At 63.0% G+C, this 15,164-nt stretch carries 16 protein-coding genes; 3 read left to right on the forward strand and 13 right to left on the reverse strand.

The window, feature by feature from the left end; all coding sequences use genetic code 11:
* Positions 1–81: 81 nt before the first annotated feature.
* The gene (locus JQ641_RS37105) at positions 82–507 is read right to left on the reverse strand and encodes a hypothetical protein (RefSeq protein WP_212002194.1); all 426 of its coding nucleotides are present in this window, start codon (positions 505–507) and stop codon (positions 82–84) included.
* Between the two features lie 41 nt (positions 508–548).
* Between JQ641_RS37105 and JQ641_RS37110 the strand changes: the two genes are divergently transcribed.
* Entirely contained in the window at positions 549–749 is a 201-nt protein-coding gene (locus tag JQ641_RS37110) for a hypothetical protein (protein WP_212002195.1), read from the forward strand.
* Between the two features lie 144 nt (positions 750–893).
* Here JQ641_RS37110 and JQ641_RS37115 read toward each other — a convergent pair whose 3' ends face one another.
* On the reverse strand, positions 894–2,066 hold the full coding sequence (locus JQ641_RS37115) for an acyl-CoA desaturase (protein ID WP_249151163.1): 1,173 nt from the start codon (positions 2,064–2,066) through the stop codon (positions 894–896).
* A gap of 516 nt (positions 2,067–2,582) precedes the next feature.
* Here JQ641_RS37115 and JQ641_RS37120 point away from each other — a divergent pair.
* Entirely contained in the window at positions 2,583–3,479 is an 897-nt protein-coding gene (locus JQ641_RS37120) for a LysR family transcriptional regulator (RefSeq protein ID WP_212002196.1), read from the forward strand.
* A gap of 7 nt (positions 3,480–3,486) precedes the next feature.
* Here the strand turns inward: JQ641_RS37120 and JQ641_RS37125 are convergent, their stop codons facing one another.
* The 8 genes from JQ641_RS37125 to JQ641_RS37160 form a co-directional block, all read right to left on the reverse strand.
* A complete protein-coding gene (locus JQ641_RS37125) occupies positions 3,487–5,787 on the reverse strand; it encodes a sensor histidine kinase (protein WP_212002197.1) in 2,301 nt (766 codons plus the stop codon).
* A 204-nt stretch (positions 5,788–5,991) separates the two neighbouring features.
* Entirely contained in the window at positions 5,992–7,380 is a 1,389-nt protein-coding gene (locus JQ641_RS37130) for a cation diffusion facilitator family transporter (protein ID WP_212002199.1), read from the reverse strand.
* Between the two features lie 929 nt (positions 7,381–8,309).
* Positions 8,310–8,843: a GNAT family N-acetyltransferase gene (locus JQ641_RS37135; RefSeq protein WP_212002200.1), complete on the reverse strand. Its 534-nt coding sequence runs from the start codon at positions 8,841–8,843 to the stop codon at positions 8,310–8,312.
* A 232-nt stretch (positions 8,844–9,075) separates the two neighbouring features.
* The gene (locus JQ641_RS37140; protein ID WP_212002201.1) at positions 9,076–9,735 is read right to left on the reverse strand and encodes a histidine phosphatase family protein; all 660 of its coding nucleotides are present in this window, start codon (positions 9,733–9,735) and stop codon (positions 9,076–9,078) included.
* Positions 9,736–9,819: 84 nt separating this feature from the next.
* Positions 9,820–10,320 carry a hypothetical protein gene (locus JQ641_RS37145; RefSeq protein ID WP_212002203.1) on the reverse strand — a complete coding sequence of 167 codons (501 nt, stop codon included), beginning with the start codon at positions 10,318–10,320 and terminating at the stop codon, positions 9,820–9,822.
* A gap of 10 nt (positions 10,321–10,330) precedes the next feature.
* Positions 10,331–10,579: a hypothetical protein gene (locus tag JQ641_RS37150; protein ID WP_212002204.1), complete on the reverse strand. Its 249-nt coding sequence runs from the start codon at positions 10,577–10,579 to the stop codon at positions 10,331–10,333.
* Between the two features lie 102 nt (positions 10,580–10,681).
* Positions 10,682–10,918 (reverse strand): hypothetical protein, encoded by a 237-nt coding sequence (locus JQ641_RS37155; RefSeq protein WP_212002205.1) that lies wholly within the window; start codon positions 10,916–10,918, stop codon positions 10,682–10,684.
* Entirely contained in the window at positions 10,915–11,079 is a 165-nt protein-coding gene (locus JQ641_RS37160) for a hypothetical protein (protein ID WP_192734771.1), read from the reverse strand. Before JQ641_RS37160 ends, JQ641_RS37155 begins: the two co-directional genes overlap by 4 nt.
* A gap of 361 nt (positions 11,080–11,440) precedes the next feature.
* Between JQ641_RS37160 and JQ641_RS37165 the strand changes: the two genes are divergently transcribed.
* Entirely contained in the window at positions 11,441–11,920 is a 480-nt protein-coding gene (locus tag JQ641_RS37165; protein ID WP_212002206.1) for a hypothetical protein, read from the forward strand.
* A 47-nt stretch (positions 11,921–11,967) separates the two neighbouring features.
* Here the strand turns inward: JQ641_RS37165 and JQ641_RS37170 are convergent, their stop codons facing one another.
* From JQ641_RS37170 to JQ641_RS37180, 3 genes are all read right to left on the reverse strand, one after another.
* On the reverse strand, positions 11,968–12,816 hold the full coding sequence (locus JQ641_RS37170) for an SMP-30/gluconolactonase/LRE family protein (RefSeq protein ID WP_212002208.1): 849 nt from the start codon (positions 12,814–12,816) through the stop codon (positions 11,968–11,970).
* 127 nt (positions 12,817–12,943) lie between these two features.
* Positions 12,944–13,912 (reverse strand): zinc-binding dehydrogenase, encoded by a 969-nt coding sequence (locus JQ641_RS37175; RefSeq protein WP_212002209.1) that lies wholly within the window; start codon positions 13,910–13,912, stop codon positions 12,944–12,946.
* Between the two features lie 167 nt (positions 13,913–14,079).
* On the reverse strand, positions 14,080–15,075 hold the full coding sequence (locus JQ641_RS37180) for an NAD(P)H-dependent flavin oxidoreductase (protein WP_212002210.1): 996 nt from the start codon (positions 15,073–15,075) through the stop codon (positions 14,080–14,082).
* Between the last annotated feature and the right edge of the window lie 89 nt (positions 15,076–15,164).

The raw sequence follows: 15,164 nt of genomic DNA on the forward strand, positions 1-15,164 counted from the left end.
GTCATAAGCCGTAAAGCCACTGCGCAGGGAATGTCGGATGTTCTCCGCTGCCCTGTATGCTCGTGTGCAGCTTTCTTTGCACTATTCGCACACGAGACCGCGGGTGCAGCGCGCATCCGGCATTCCCTGCGCCCTCTGATTGGAGAGGGCGGGAAGTTCAAGAGCAAAACTCGGGTGCATCGCGCCGCGAGAATGCGAAACTGTTTCCACGTCATTGTCTGCAACAAACGCGGAGCGTTTGTGCATGAGAGCGTAGCGAAGCAATCCATGCCGCCACGCGAAGAAAGAATGGATTGCTTCGCTGCGCTCGCAATGACGTTGATATGGCTGTTTGAAATTCAAATCGGAACCGCGAAGCAAGCGAGGCGACGCGACCTGCTGCAACCAGTGATGTCCGTGACGGCGCGCACAGCCGCGACCGTCCTCCGGCCTGGTTGCCGAGCCGCCCTTCAACGACGTGACGACAGTCACGGAAGCGTTGGCCTTGCCGGCATAGGTTGCGATCACAACGAGCGATGATCGCTTGCGCCAACGGATGGAGACTTGCCATGACCAACGTCAATCATGAACTGCGCATCGATGAGCTGGATCTGATCAGTGGAGGCGGCTTGAAATCGGCGTTTGATAAGCTGCCGACGACGACCACCACCACCGGGGGCTCCGGCACCGGTGCGCCGGATTGGTGGAAACCGTTTCCCGGCTATCTGACCATGGATTCAGTCAGGGCGCTCGGCCCCATTGGATTCTGATGGGTTGCAGGACCCGTAGGGTGGGCAAACCCACCGGGTCGCGCGAATGCGCGCCCGATGACAGGCTCCGCGTGCCCACTAGTCGGAATGCAGATAGATGGTGGGCACGGCGCCAGTGCGCCTTTGCCCACCCTACGGCTGCGTTTACGCCCGCACCGGCACCGCAATCAGCTGAGTGCCGACCGCACCGAGCAGGAGCTGGTGCGCGCGATCGACGATTTCGTCGAGCGAGCGGGTGCGCGCAAACATCGCCTGCGCCTGCGCCAGCAACTCGTCGCGCGTCGGAATCCTCGGATGGAAGGATGCCAAAATCTCGGCCGTTTGCGATCGGGCCTGGCTCAGCGTCTCCTGCAACGCCACCAATTCGGACGAGTGCAGCGCCGATGAAACGGCGAGCGCAATCCGCTCGGGATTGAACCAGGCGACGAGTTCGTCGGCGGCGCGATTGATGACGCGCGAACCGAGCCGCTGCTCGTTGCGCAGCACTTCCGCGGGCGGCGTCTTCAGGTCCCGCACGACGCGAACGAATGACAGCGCCTTCAGCATGTAAAAGGTGACGTCGATTTCCCACCAGCGAAAACCCTGGCGGGCGCTGCTCTGGTAGGCGTGGTGGTTGTTGTGCCAGCCTTCGCCCATGGTGAAGAACGCCAGCAGCCAGTTGTTGCGGGAATCGTCGCCGGTGACGTAGCGCTTGCGGCCGTGAACATGCGCCAGCGAATTGATGCAGAAGGTCGCGTGATAGAGCATCACCGTGCTCCAGACAAAACCGACCACGAGGCCGGACCATCCGCCGATCGCGAAACAGATGATCGCGAGGATCACGCTCGGCAGCTGCTCGAACCGGTGCAGGAACCGCAATTCCGGAAAGGCCGCGAAATCCGCGACCTTGACCAGATCGGTCAGGTCGTGTTGCCGGTAAAAGATCCATCCGACATGGCTGTAGAAGAAGCCCTTGTGGCGCGGCGAATGCACGTCATGTTGCGTATCGGAATACAGATGGTGGTGGCGGTGCTTGGCGGCCCACCACAGCACGCTCTTCTGGGTGGTGCTCTGGGCCAGGAACGCCAGCACGAATTGAAACAGCCGGCTGGTCGCATAGGAGCGGTGCGAGAAGTAGCGGTGATATCCCGCCGTGATCGCGAACATGCGCAGCCAGTACAGCGTCACGCAGATCGCAACCGCCTGCCAGGTGATGCCGGTCCAGAACGCGGCAAAGGCGCTGAGGTGCAGCACGATGAACGGCAGCGCGGACGGGTACATGATGTCGTCATGCGCGTCGGCGGTTTGGGCGTCGGCATTGTCTGGCTTGTCGGACATGAAGTGCGTACTTGGCTCCCTGGCGCATGCCGGCCGCTGCCGGGCATGACTCACGGTTGATGGGCGAAGCGATGATCGCATCCACCGGTTAAGACCCGCTGAGGGGCCCGACGATGTTGGTCGAGAATGGGCTGAGGCTCGTCAGTCACGCGCACTATGGGCGGGGCCAAGTCGGTCGGCCGAAGTTCGATCAGCATAAATAGTTCTGGCCAGCCGGCGACGCAAGGCAATGTCAGGACCTGAGGCCGTGGGTCGCACTGCGCCCGAAAGGGGCGGGGAGGCGAAAATGACGGCCGGCCCCGCGCCCTGACCGGAATTGGAATTGTTCCAAATCTTTGGGAACCCGTTCCATGCCGATCGCCCGATAAGCCCTGAAAATCGGGCGATATCGGTATCCAATGAGCGCCGAAACCGCGTGATCGGAGCCCGGCTTTTGACGTATAGGTCCAGCGGTGGCCGTGGTATTTGTCAACCGCCGGACCATGGGGTTAACCGACCAGATTCACTGAGGCCTTCTTGCTCGATAAGCTTGAACTATTGCTGGCGCTCGCAAAGGAGCGGCATTTCGGACGCGCCGCCGAGGCGTGCGGCGTCACCCAGCCGACGATGTCGACGAGCCTCAAGCAGCTCGAGGAAATCCTCGGCGTCATGCTGGTGCAGCGCGGCTCGCGCTTTCAGGGCTTTACGCCCGAGGGCGAACGCACGCTCGACTGGGCGCGGCGGATCGTGGGCGACACCCGCGCCATGCGGCAGGAGATCAACAGCCTCAAGGACAAGCTCTCCGGCGAGATCAGGCTGGCGGCAATCCCGACCGTGCTCGGCATGGTGGCGCAGCTCACCACGCCGTTCCGCGCGCGCCATCCCGACGTGCGTTTCCAGATCCGCTCATGCACCTCGGCCGAGGTGCTGGGGCTCTTGGAAAATCTCGAGGTCGACGCCGGGCTGACCTATATCGAGAACGAGCCGATCGGCAAGGTTCGCACCATCCCGCTCTACAACGAGAGCTACCGCCTGCTGACGGCGCCGGACGCGATGTTCGGCGATCGCAAGCAGGTCACGTGGAAAGAAGTCGGCCAGGTGCCGCTGTGCCTGTTGACGCCGGACATGCAGAACCGCCGCATCATCGACCGCGCGCTGACGTCGGTCGGCGCCGAGGCGATGCCGACGCTGACGTCGAACTCGCTCCTGGTGCTCTATACCCACGTCAAGACCGGACGCTGGGCGAGCGTGATGCCGGCGAAGCTGGCGGAGACGTTGGGGCTCGCGGACACCGTCCGCAGCATTCCGATCGTCGATCCCGTGGTCGATTACAGCATCGGCATGGTAGTCCCGCAGCGCGATCCGATGACGCCGCTGATCGCTGCCCTGGTGCAGATCGCCCGCGAAGTCGCGCCGACGCTGGAATCGACCTAAGGGCCGGCTACGCCGCGACCGACAGCTTTGCGTTCGGCTGTTGCGGCTCGCGCGGCAACTTGATCCGCACCACCGTTCCGGTGCCGAGCTTGGAACGCAGCCGCATCGTTCCGCCGTGCAGACTGGTCAGCGATCTTGCGATGGCGAGCCCGAGGCCCGAACCCTGATAGGTTTTTGTCAGTTGGCTCTCGACCTGCTCGAACGGCTTGCCCAGCCGCCGCAGCGAATCCGGGGCGATGCCGATGCCGGTGTCGGCGATCACGAGCACGATGGAATCGCTCAGCACCTGGCCGCGCACGGTGACCCGGCCGTCGTCGGGGGTGAACTTGACGGCGTTCGACAGCAGGTTGACGAAGATCTGCTTGACCGCGCGGCGGTCGGCCATGACCGAGATGGTGCTTTCGATGTCGGCGTCGAGCGTCAGATGCTTGTCCTCCGCGCGTCCCGAGACCACGCGCAGCGACTCCGCCAGAATGTTCGACAGGTCGAGCGGCTCCATGTCGAGCTTCATGCGGCCGGCCTCGATCTTCGACATGTCGAGGATGTCGTTGATGACTTCGAGCAGATATTTGCCCGATGTCAGGATGTCGTGGCAGTACTCCTGGTACTTGTCGGAGCCGAGCACGCCGAACATGCCGCTGCCCATGATCTCCGAGAAGCCGATGATGGCGTTCAGGGGTGTGCGCAGTTCGTGGCTCATATTGGCCAGGAACTTTGATTTCGCCTGGTTGGCTTCCTGGGCGCGAGTTCGTTCCTGCGAGTATTTTTCGGCGAGGTCGGCGAGTTCGGATTGCGAGCGCTTCAGGTCGAGCACGTTGGCGCGCATCCGGGCGTCGTTTTCGACCAGCTTCTGCTCGTGTTCCTTGATGCGGGTAATGTCGGTGCCGACAGAGACGTAGCCGCCGTCCTTGGTGCGGCGTTCGCTGATGTGCAGCCAGCTGCCGTCGTCGAGCTGGGCTTCGAAGGTGCGCGCTCCCGGCGCTTGCGCGCCGGTCTCCTGCAGTCTGGTGCGGACCTCCGGCATGCTGCCGACTTCGATCACGGTTTCATAGGAGGTGCCCGATGTCACCGCCGAGTCAGGCAGTTTGTGCAGGCGCTGGAAATGCGAGTTGCAGAGCACCAGGCGGTCTTCCGCGTCCCACAGCACGAAGGCTTCCGGAATGGTCTCGATCGCGTCGCGCAGCCGCAAATCCGCCTCGACCGTTTTCTCGGCGAGACTCTTCTGTTCGGTGATGTCGACCGCGATGCCGATCAGATGCAGGCCGGAGTCGGCGGCGGACTGGCTGAGTTCGCAGCGCACCCGCAGCCAGATCCAGTGACCGCCGGTGTGCTGCATGCGGAAGGTCTGGTCGATATGGTCGAGCTTGCCGGAGATCAATTGGTCGGCGATCGCGAACAGATCGATGTCGTCGGATTTCACCAGCGCGTTGACTTCGCCGAACGTCAGCAGGTCGTTGCGGGAGTCGAGGCCGAGCATCGTGAACATCGACTGCGACCAGAAGATGCGCCCGCGCGACAGGTCCCAGTCCCACAGGCCGCACCGGCCGCGGTTGAGCGCGGTGTCGATCCGGCCGCGCACCGCGTCATTGATCAGGTCGCCCTCGCGGGCGCGGGTCGATTGCCAGTGGAACGCAAAGCCGAGGATCAGCACGACGAAGCCGGTGGTGGCGGACAGCGTCATCGACAGCGCCGCGTCCGATCCCCACAGCGGATCGTTCTTCTCCTGGATCACGATGACCTGGCCGGGCAGCGCCTTGACCAGCCGCGAAATCGCCAGCGCGCCGTTGCCGCTCGGTAGCGTCATGTCGTTGATGATTCCCTGCTGAGCCGGCGCGGCGAGCAGTTGCGCGGTGGAGATCACGTCGAGCACGCGGTCGCTTCCGCTGAGGCCCTCGACCGGAATCCGCGCCAGCACGCGATGCTCAACACCGGTGATGATGAAATGGCGGCCGGTCGCGTTGCCCCAGGAGGGAATGAGTTCGGGCAGCAGGCTCTGCAGCCGGTCGATGGTGAGGGCGCGATCCTGCCGGACGGAGGCGAGGCGATCGATGCGTTCGGCCATCAGGTCGGTGACTGCGGCGAGGTCGCGCTTCATGGCGGCGCGCTTCTGCCGGGTCTGGTCGATCACCTGCACGACCGCGCCGAGGCAGATCGTGATCAGGAAGGCGATGATCAGGGTCGGCACGGCGCGTCGCAGCGCCGGTTCGGCGATCAGCAGCCTGTGGTAAGCCGGTTTAGCGATCGATTGCGCCAATCCCTTGATCGAATCGGATTGGACACACGCGTTCGCCGCATGCGCGCGCGCCATGCTAATAGACCCCCACCGAAAATTCATTTTTGCACATCGTTTCGGAAGAGCCCTCGACTTCCGAATCACAGCGATTTGAATCGGTTTTTCCCGGGCTGTCGAGAGTCAACGATTCGTTAATATCAAATAAATCTTGTCCAACGGGGAATCGGGGACTCCAAAAAGAGTCCGAAACAGGAACGCGCCCGTAGTACTACGTCCAACTCACAGATAAGGCGGTTCGGCGTGGCTGATCACGCGCTTGATGGTCGGGAAGGCGCGGCGCAGCGCGCGCTCGATCTCGTCGACGTTCTCATGCACCTTGATGACGCTCATCGAGGGCGCGGCGCGGCAATGGAAGTTGACGATCTCGCCGGCGTCGGTGTCGCGCACCCGCACATTATGGATGTCATGGATGGCGCCATTGGCCGCGAAGCCCGCCAGCGCCGCCTTGATGACTTCCACCCGTTCGGGTGAGGCGTCGGTGCCGTGGGGCAGTTCCGGTTCCAGCGGCTCGATGTGGGTGTCGACCTCGACATCCTCGCCAAAGTCCTCGCGGATGCTGCGCTCCAGTTCATGGGCGATGTCGTGCGCCGCGGTCAGCGCCATCTCGCCGTCAACCTCGAGGTCGATGCTGACCGTCAGCCGGCCGCCGAGATCGTGCACGGTGACATGGTGGACCGCGAGGCCGGAATTGCGCGCGATCACCATGATGCGCTCGCGCACGCTCTCATTGTCGCGCGCCACCGGCACGGCGGTGAACGTCAGATCGGCGTCGCCGAGCGCCTCGCTCACCCCCGCCTGCGCGATCCGCTTGATGGCCTCGACGCGGTCGATCGGGTAGGTGCGGGGCACGTTGACGATGGCGTCGATGAAATGGGTCGGCCCGACCATGCGCACGCGCAGCCGTTCGACGCCGACCACGCCGGGCACGGCGCGGATGGCGGCGGTCGCTTTTTCCGCCGCGCCTTCCGGGGCGCGGTCGAGCAGGGTTTCGATGGTGGATCGTCCGAGCCGCAAGCCCAGCAGCGATATCATCACGGCGACCGCGATTGCCGCCACCGTGTCGCCCCAGGCATAGCCGAAGCCGGTCAGCACCAGGCCGATGATGACGGCGATCGAACCCAGCACGTCGGAGGCAAAATGCAGCGCGTCCGCAGCCAGCGCCTGGCTCTTGGTTTCGCGCGCGGTGCGATGCAGCGCCCGCGCCCGCCAGAAATTCACGCCGATGTCGATCACCAGCACCACGAAGGGAATGGCGGACAGCGTCGGCGGCGGCGCGCCGTCGCGCAGCCGGCTCCAGGATTCCACCAGAATGCCGCCGGCCAGCACGTAGAGCAGCGCGATGACGAACAGCGCCGACAGGCTTTCGAACTTGCCGTGGCCGTAATGATGTTCCGCATCGGCCGGCTGATCGGAGACCCGCACCACCAGCCAGGTGATGATGGTCGCGACCACGTCGACCGAGGAGTGCAGGGCCTCCGAGATCAGCGCCAAACTGCCGATCGCGATCCCGACCGCGAACTTCGCCGCGGCCATGCCGGCGCTGGCAAAAATCGAGATCGCGGCGACGTTGGTCTTGAGGCTGGAAACGCGGGCGTGGGTCAATGTCATGAGCGGCGGTTTAGCAGGGCGTCCGTCAACATCAAGCGCCCATCCACAGCGCTAGTCGCAACTGGTTTGCAGAAGCAGGTTTGTTGCGAATTGTTCTGAATTGAAGGGGCGGTGGTGCTGCCCCCACACAATGCTGTCATACCCGCGAAAGCGGGTATCCAGTACGCTGCGGCCTTTCGGTTCTATCATCGACGTCTCTGGCATACTGGGTCACCCGTCCCCCCGTGCGCAAGTGCGCACTCGGGCGGGTGACGACAACTGAAAATGTGTTCGCGATCCCGCGACGCATTGCGCCCGAGTCTTGCTTGAAATCTTCCCGCCCTCTCAAGAGAGGGCGCAGGGAATGCCGGATGCACGCTGCACCCGCGGTCTCGTGTGCGGTTTGCACAAAGAAAAGTGCACACGAGCATACAGGGCAGCGGAGGCGATCCGACATTCCCTGCGCAATGGCTTTACGGCTTATGCCGTGCTCTCCCCGGCGACGAGTTCCTTTTTGTCACCGTCGCTGACGAATTATCGGCGCATCGAAACCCGGTCGGGCTCGACTTGCCTCCGCCAGCTTGACACCAGCAACGGGTGCCAGGACCACACGGTTTTGCCGTACGCAGCATTCCCGTCTTCGCCTTCGGCTTCGCCGGGCGCGGCCCGTCGTCGCTGTCAGGTCCATCCGGGCGTTGGCATCGCTCGTCTTGCGCGTCGTGCGCCGCTCATGAGGTTCATCTCACCCTGCAGCCACCTATCGCGCGCGACGCTGCCGCGTCCACCGCACCCCGTCCCACGTTCGTGACGATCGCGAGCGCCCCTTTCATTGGAACGGGATGGATGAGCTGTGCAGGTGATTTGGGGGTGGCGTCAAGAAAAATTTCTGTAAAACGGAAATTCTTTCACACGCAGCGGACAAGGGAGCAATTCGCCCGGCGGGTCCTGGTTTAGGATCGATCACGCACCGCAAGGACGTCGTCCCAGCCGTAAGCGAGCTCTTCGATGGTAGCAGAGCCCAGGGTAATCGGCTGGCGTCCGATCAGCGTTCCGCCATGCCTTTCGTAGAAACGACGATTGGGATTGTTGATCAGCACCCACACGATTAGCCCGGTTCTGCCTGACCGGTGGAGATCGCCCGCCAGCGTCCGAAACAGTGTCGTTCCGACGCCCGACCCTTGATGGGAATCCAGCACGTAGATCGCATAAAGTTCGTTCTGGTACTGAAAGTCGGGATGCCGGGTGGGCCCGCCACATGCGAACCCGACGATGTGGCCCTGGGGATCGGTCGCCACATGGTAGATGGTCTCGGGCTTTCGAAACATCCGCAGATGTCTTTCTGACTGGCGGGCATGAGACATGCCGTCCAAAAAATCAGAAGGGAGCAGGGCACGAAACGTCGATCGCCAGGTGTCAACGAGAACATTTGCGATGGTGGGGATGTCGCTTTCCGTTGCGGGTCGAATCTCGATCTGGCGTTTCATCCACGAACCTATCCTGCATCGACACTTCTGGAATTGCGCGTCTGGCCGACAGGTCGCTGATCCGCCCCACCACTCACTGCCTCTGCCCCCTGATAGAACCTCACCCGATCCTGCGGCAACGATTCAGCGCGTAGGGCATCCGCCGCTGCGTTCAAACCAGAACTCGTAGGGTGGATTAGCCGAAGGCGTAATCCGCCGCTGTATTTTAGACAAGACGGCGGATTACGCTACGCTAATCCGCCCTACTAACCCTACCGATCCCATCCCCGCCATCCGCAAAATGTGCGACGTCACCAAGGGTCCGCACCGTCCGGCTCTTCCAAAACTGGTCCTGCTGCAGATGAGTGATGCTGCCGGGCTTGCTTGCGAAGTTTACGTAGCCGGCGGCGTCGATCGGCATTTTGATCCATGCCGCGACGACGAAGGTCAGGGCGAAGCCGTGGGTCACGATGATCTGATTGTTGCATGGGCGAGCCACAATCATATTGGTTGCCCGGTAGATGCGATTTGCGAACTCTCGACGCGTCTCGGCATTCTCGATGCCGCCTCGGTGGTCCAGGCGGTTGTCATCAGGGGCGGCGGTCTGGTGAGCGTCGAGCCATGCCTGCGGCTTGCCTTCGGCGACTCCATAGCTGATCTCGCGCAGGTCCGACGTCTGAACAATCGGGCCATCGAGCCGCTCGGCGAGGATGTCGGCCGTCTGGGAGCAACGAAGTAAATCAGAGCTGTAGATTTCAGTTTGTTGAGCACCGACAAGCGATGACAGGCGCTCCGCGAGCAGCTTCGCCGCCGCGCGTCCATTTGAAGTCAATGCCGTATCGTACCAGCCTCCCACGAGGTGTTCGACGTGATGAACAGATTCCGGGTGGGTGACGACGAACAGATTCTTCATAACGCGGACACTACCAGTGCGTAGCGCAAAGGCGTAGTCCGCCGCTGAATTTCAACTGAAGCTACGCCTATCCGCCTGCGTGCCTTAACTCGCCAGCTTCAGCGCGCTGGAAATTTCCGCAAGCGTCGCCTTCTCGGTATCGCTGACCACGACACCGCCGATACCGAGAAATCCACCCTCGGTGGATGCCTCGGCGACATGTTGGCTGATCTCGCGCAACCAGTTCTTGAACGCAGCCGCGTCGCCGGGCGCTTTGGCGCTTAGGACGCCATCGACTTTTTGCAGGATTTCGATGCAGGCGGTCTTTACCTCGGAGGGCTTTTTGCCGCTCAGGCTTTCCTTCAGGCCGTCGCGCGCCACGGTTCGCCCCTCGCTTGTGGCGAAATCATCGACCACGGCCTTGATGAGCGGATTGGAGCCCGCGTCCATCTTCGTCTTCGCCAGCATTTTTCCGCTTGCGAAACTCTCCTGGAGCAGGCCCCAAAGCCCGCTTGGCTCGGCGGCCGTTACGGCAAGCCCGGGCGCCATCACGCTTTCCAGAAGCGTTTTCCATTCGTCGGCGGTAAAGGTTGATTTGTCGGACATGACTTTCTCCTCACCGTCGCCTGGCTACCGCGACGCCCAGCAGGAAGGCGACCAGAAGAGAGCCGAGCGGAGCTTCACGGGCAATGTTGCTAAGGATGCTTAGCGGCATGCCGGGCTTTCGGCCGGTCTCGATGGCGTCGCCAACCCGGCTGGCCGCGCCTTTGACAGCGTCAGAGACTTCCTCGATCGTGGACTTGGATTCGGGGAGCGGATCCAGGCCTTCGTAGATAAACGGCTGGGTGGGGGCGTCATCGGTCATGTCTTGAACTCCGGATCATTCCCAGCCAATCGATCCGCCGGCAATTGGTTCCTTATCGCCGCGCGCAAGCCGGAGGATCGGAGTCAATTCGGCCCGGGCGCATCACGGCGTATCCGGCTTGTGAGTGGGATGCGACGTTCGAACGGCTCGCACTTTGGGCGTGCGAGGCAGGTCCGCGAACTCGGAGGAGTGGTAATCGCGTCCTTCGGGCGTGGTGATGCAGATGTCGTAGCAGCCGGCTCGCGACATTTCCCGCGCTTTCTTGAGCGCCGCTTCTGCGGTCTTCCTATGATGGATCAGTCCGCCGTGCTGGCACTTGGCTTTAATGGAAAAGCTCATTTCTTCTTCTTTTTCTTTTGCTTCTTCTTGATGATCTCGGCCTGGGCTCGGAAGGCGTGCGCCAGCGATCTCATCTGTTCGGCGGCATAGGCGTCAACGGCGCTCGCCGCGACACGCTCCGCGGTGGCTGCCTGCTGCCGGATTGCCTTGGCCATTTTCATGGAAGGTCAATGTCTTGCCCGTGGTGTGGTTCCCTGCGGCAGCATCGGGCGCGGTTTCGCGTGTCCGGCAACCGGGAAGCGCGTGCCACCGAGGTCACGGCCGGCGTGCAAGGCATTCGCGGGGAGTGCAGCAGCTTCTGCAAATCCAGTGCCGCCGAAACCCAAGGTGAGCAACGTAGTCGGCAATTCAGGAGTAGGAACGTTTAGTGAACAGAGGGTATCGGTTGCAGTAGAACTGCTTGAATTTTGGCGATAATCTCTTCGCCCTCAAGCAAGAGCGCGGGCGCTCAGCGCCCAAAGAGGTGGAGTCTGATTAAACTCGATTACGAAGACTCACTTTTGGACAAAGGGAGTAGTAGTGATGGTACAGTCTATAGTTGAACGGGTCTCCAGCGTCATTGACCTGGAGGGCGAAATCGAAGCGGAGTTTCGAAGAAGTCCGCCGGTCCACGAGCGGCGGCCTGTCATTTTCACGCCGCCAAGGGTGCATGAGCCGACCGTGTCGATGGCGGACACCTCGTCGATGCCTGATTATGTCGAGCACCGCGAGGGAGCCACGGAAATCGGCAAGCTGACGGCAGAAGCCATTGTTCGCGAATACGAAGCTGCCGCAAAAGACATCGAGGCGATGGGCGCGGAACTGATCGAGCGCGTCAAGCAATGCGAGGCGATGACCCGCGATGCGCTCGCCGTGACCCTGGAGATGAGGGAAACCGCAGCCCGCTACCGCGAGGAGGCCAAGCGCATCTTCGTTCAGATCGAGGACTGTTCGCTGATGACGGCGGAGGTCCGCAAGACCTGCAGCGAACTGAAGGAAAGGATCGCCGCTCCGGTGGTTTGATCCAGCTTCAGCCCACTTGAACGTTGGTTCGGTGCGCGGCTCCGCGCTCAGGGATGACCTGCGCCCGGAATCTCCACCTCGACCACATCGATCCGCGACGACGATTTCCGTTGCCGCAGTTCCTCATACGACGTCGCGGCGCTCAGGCAGAACATGGTTTTGCGGTCGGGCCCGCCGAGCACGCAGGCAAGCGCCCGGCGACCGGGCACTTCGATGCGCTGCAATTCGCGGCCCTCGCGGTCCAGCCGGATGAAGGCGTCCTCCTCGAAGGCGGCGACCCACACCGCACCATCAGCGTCGAGGCAGATGCCGTCAGGCGATTTCATGCTGCCGAAGCGGCCGCGAAGCTTCAAACCGCCATCGGGTGCGATGTCGTAATCGGCAAGGCACGCGCCGTCCATCTCGGCCACGACGAGGCGGTCGTTTTGCGGCGAGACCGCGATGCCGTTGGGAAACCGCAATCCCTCCGCCACCACGCGCCTTGCGCCGTCAGGCATGACAAGGATGATGCGGCCGGGCGCGCCGCGATCCGGCGGCGGCGGCAGGTCGAAGCCGAGATCGCCGACATAGGCGCGGCCGAGGCCGTCGACGATCATGTCGTCGATCGTGCCGGTCGCGATCTCTGACAGGTCGGCGTAGGGCGACAGCTCGCCGTCGGAAAAGGCCAGCAGGCGTTTTTGAAACATCGTCAGCACGATCAGCCTGCCGTCCGGCATCACACCGAGGCCGCACGGCGTGTCGTCGAATTTCGCGTGCTGCCGGCATTCGCCTGAGGGCGCAAGGCTGAGCAGCGTCCGTTCCATGCAGTCGACGAACCACAGCCGCCCCGCATGCCAGCGCGGCCCTTCGAAGTAGCGGCCGCCGTCGTGGATGGTGTGGGGGGTGGATGAGGTCATTGCGGTGGCCTTTGGCTAGCACGTAGGGTGGGCAAAGCGCAGCGTGCCCACCATTCGACTAGGCAAAATCGAAGCGTGAGATGGTGGGCACGGCGTGAAGAACGCCTTTGCCCACCCTACAAGCGTCCTACAGCGTCACCACGATCTTGCCGAGGTGCTTGTTGGCTTCCATGTGCGCGAACGCCGCGCCGATCTCGGCGAAGGGAAAGACCTTGTCGATCGGCAGCTGCAGTTTTCGGGATTCCACCGCCGGCCAGATGTCTTTCCGCACTTCGTCAAAGATCTCGCGGACTTCCTCGATGGTGCGGGTGCGGAAGGTGACGCCGATATAGTTGATGCGGCGCGCGGCGTGGAGGTCGAAGTTGAAATCGGCATGGGTGCCGCCGAGCCGGCCGACATTGACGATGCGGCCCTTGACCTTGGTGGCCTTGAGGTTCTGGTTCGCGACCGAGCCCGAGACCTGATCGACGATCAGGTCGACGCCTTCGCCGCCAGTCGCTTTGAGCACTTCATCGACCCAGCCGGGATCAGAGGAATCCACCGCGAGGTCGGCGCCGAATTCCCTGAGGCGGCCGCGGCGCATCGCATCGGTCGAGGAGCCGATCACGAGTTTGGCGCCCTTGTACTTTGCGATCTGCATCGCCATCAGTCCGACGCCGGAGGAGGCGCCCTGGATCAGCACGGTCTGACCCGCCTGCAGCGCGCCGTTGGTCACGACCGCGTTGTGCATGGTGGCGAGCGCGACGGGCAGCGTGGCGGCTTCCTCGAAATTCATGTTGGAGGGCGCGCGGAACAGACGGCCGTGATCGGCCAGCGTATATTCGGCGAACGCCGCGCCGCCCGAGCCCATGATTTTGTCGCCGATTTTGACGCCTTTGGCATCCGGCCCGAGCTCGGCGACTTCGCCGGCCCATTCCATGCCGAGCACCGTGCCGACGCCGCCGGCCGCGCCATGCACATGGCCCTTGGTCATGCCGAGATCGGCGCGGTTGAGTCCGCAGGCGCTGACCTTGACCAGCACCTGCGTGCCCTTTGGCGAGGGCTTTGCGACGTCGGTGATTTCAGCGCCGTTGGCGCCGTAGACGTAGGCTTTCATGGGCTTCTCTTTTTCTCCCTCTCCCGCGCTTGCGGGGGAGGGTTGGGGTGGGGGTGGTGCCGCGAGTCAGACTCTTGGTGGGGAGAGAGCCCCCACCCGCCGCGCTTCGCGCGTCGACCTCCCCCGCAAGCGGGAGAGGTGACCGAGTTCGCGGCGCGAGCCGCGCCTTATTCCGCCGCCTGACGCGCCGCGCCCGACATCATGCCTTCTAGGCGGCTGCGGATGATCGCCTCCGCATCGCGCATGATGCGCGACACCAGTTCGGCGCAGGTCGGGATATCGTGGATCAGGCCCTGGACCTGGCCGGCCGACCAGATGCCCTCATCGGCATCGCCTGACGCGTAGACCATCTTGCCGCGGGCGCCGGCGACGAGTTCGCGCACGTCTTCGAACTTTGCGCCTTCCTTTTCCATCTGCACCACCTTGGTCGAGATCACGTTCTTGGCGACACGCGAGGTGTTGCGCATGGTGCGGAAGATCAGCTCGGTCTCGCGCTCGTCATTGGCGACGATACGCTCCTTCACCAGCTGGTGGATCGGGCTTTCCTTGGTGCACATGAAGCGCGTGCCCATGTTGATGCCTTCGGCGCCGAGCGCGAGCGCGGCGACGAGACCGCGGCCGTCGCCGAAACCGCCGGAGGCGATCATCGGGATCTTGATCTTGTCGGCGGCCGCCGGAATCAGGATCAGGCCCGGGGTATCGTCCTCGCCGGGATGGCCGGCGCATTCAAAGCCGTCGATCGAGAGCGCGTCGACGCCCATCCGCTCGGCCGACAGGCCGTGGCGGACGCTGGTGCATTTGTGGACGATCTTGATGCCGTGTTTCTTGAATTCGGTGACGTGCTCTTGCGGCTTGTTGCCGGCGGTTTCCACGATCTTGATGCCGGCCTCGATGATGGCCTGGCGGTATTCCGCGTAAGGCGGCGGCTTGATCGCGGGCAGGATCGTGAGGTTGACGCCGAACGGCTTGTCGGTGAGGTCGCGGCAGCGCGCGATTTCTTTTGTCAGGTCTTCCGGGGTGGGCTGCGTCAGCGCGGTAATCAGACCGAGTGCGCCGGCATTGGCGACGGCCGCGACGAGCTCGGCCCGCCCGACCCATTGCATCCCGCCCTGGACGATCGGGTGCTCGACGCCAAACATTTCGGTGAACCGCGTCTTGATCATGTCCTGCCCTTTGTTTTCCGGGCGCGGGCGGAGCCACGCGCGTTTTTGTTGGATTTCGAGCGGCAGGATGCCGTCAGCAGGCGCAAAAG

Source organism: Bradyrhizobium sp. JYMT SZCCT0180 (assembly GCF_018130165.1).
GTDB lineage: Bacteria > Pseudomonadota > Alphaproteobacteria > Rhizobiales > Xanthobacteraceae > Bradyrhizobium.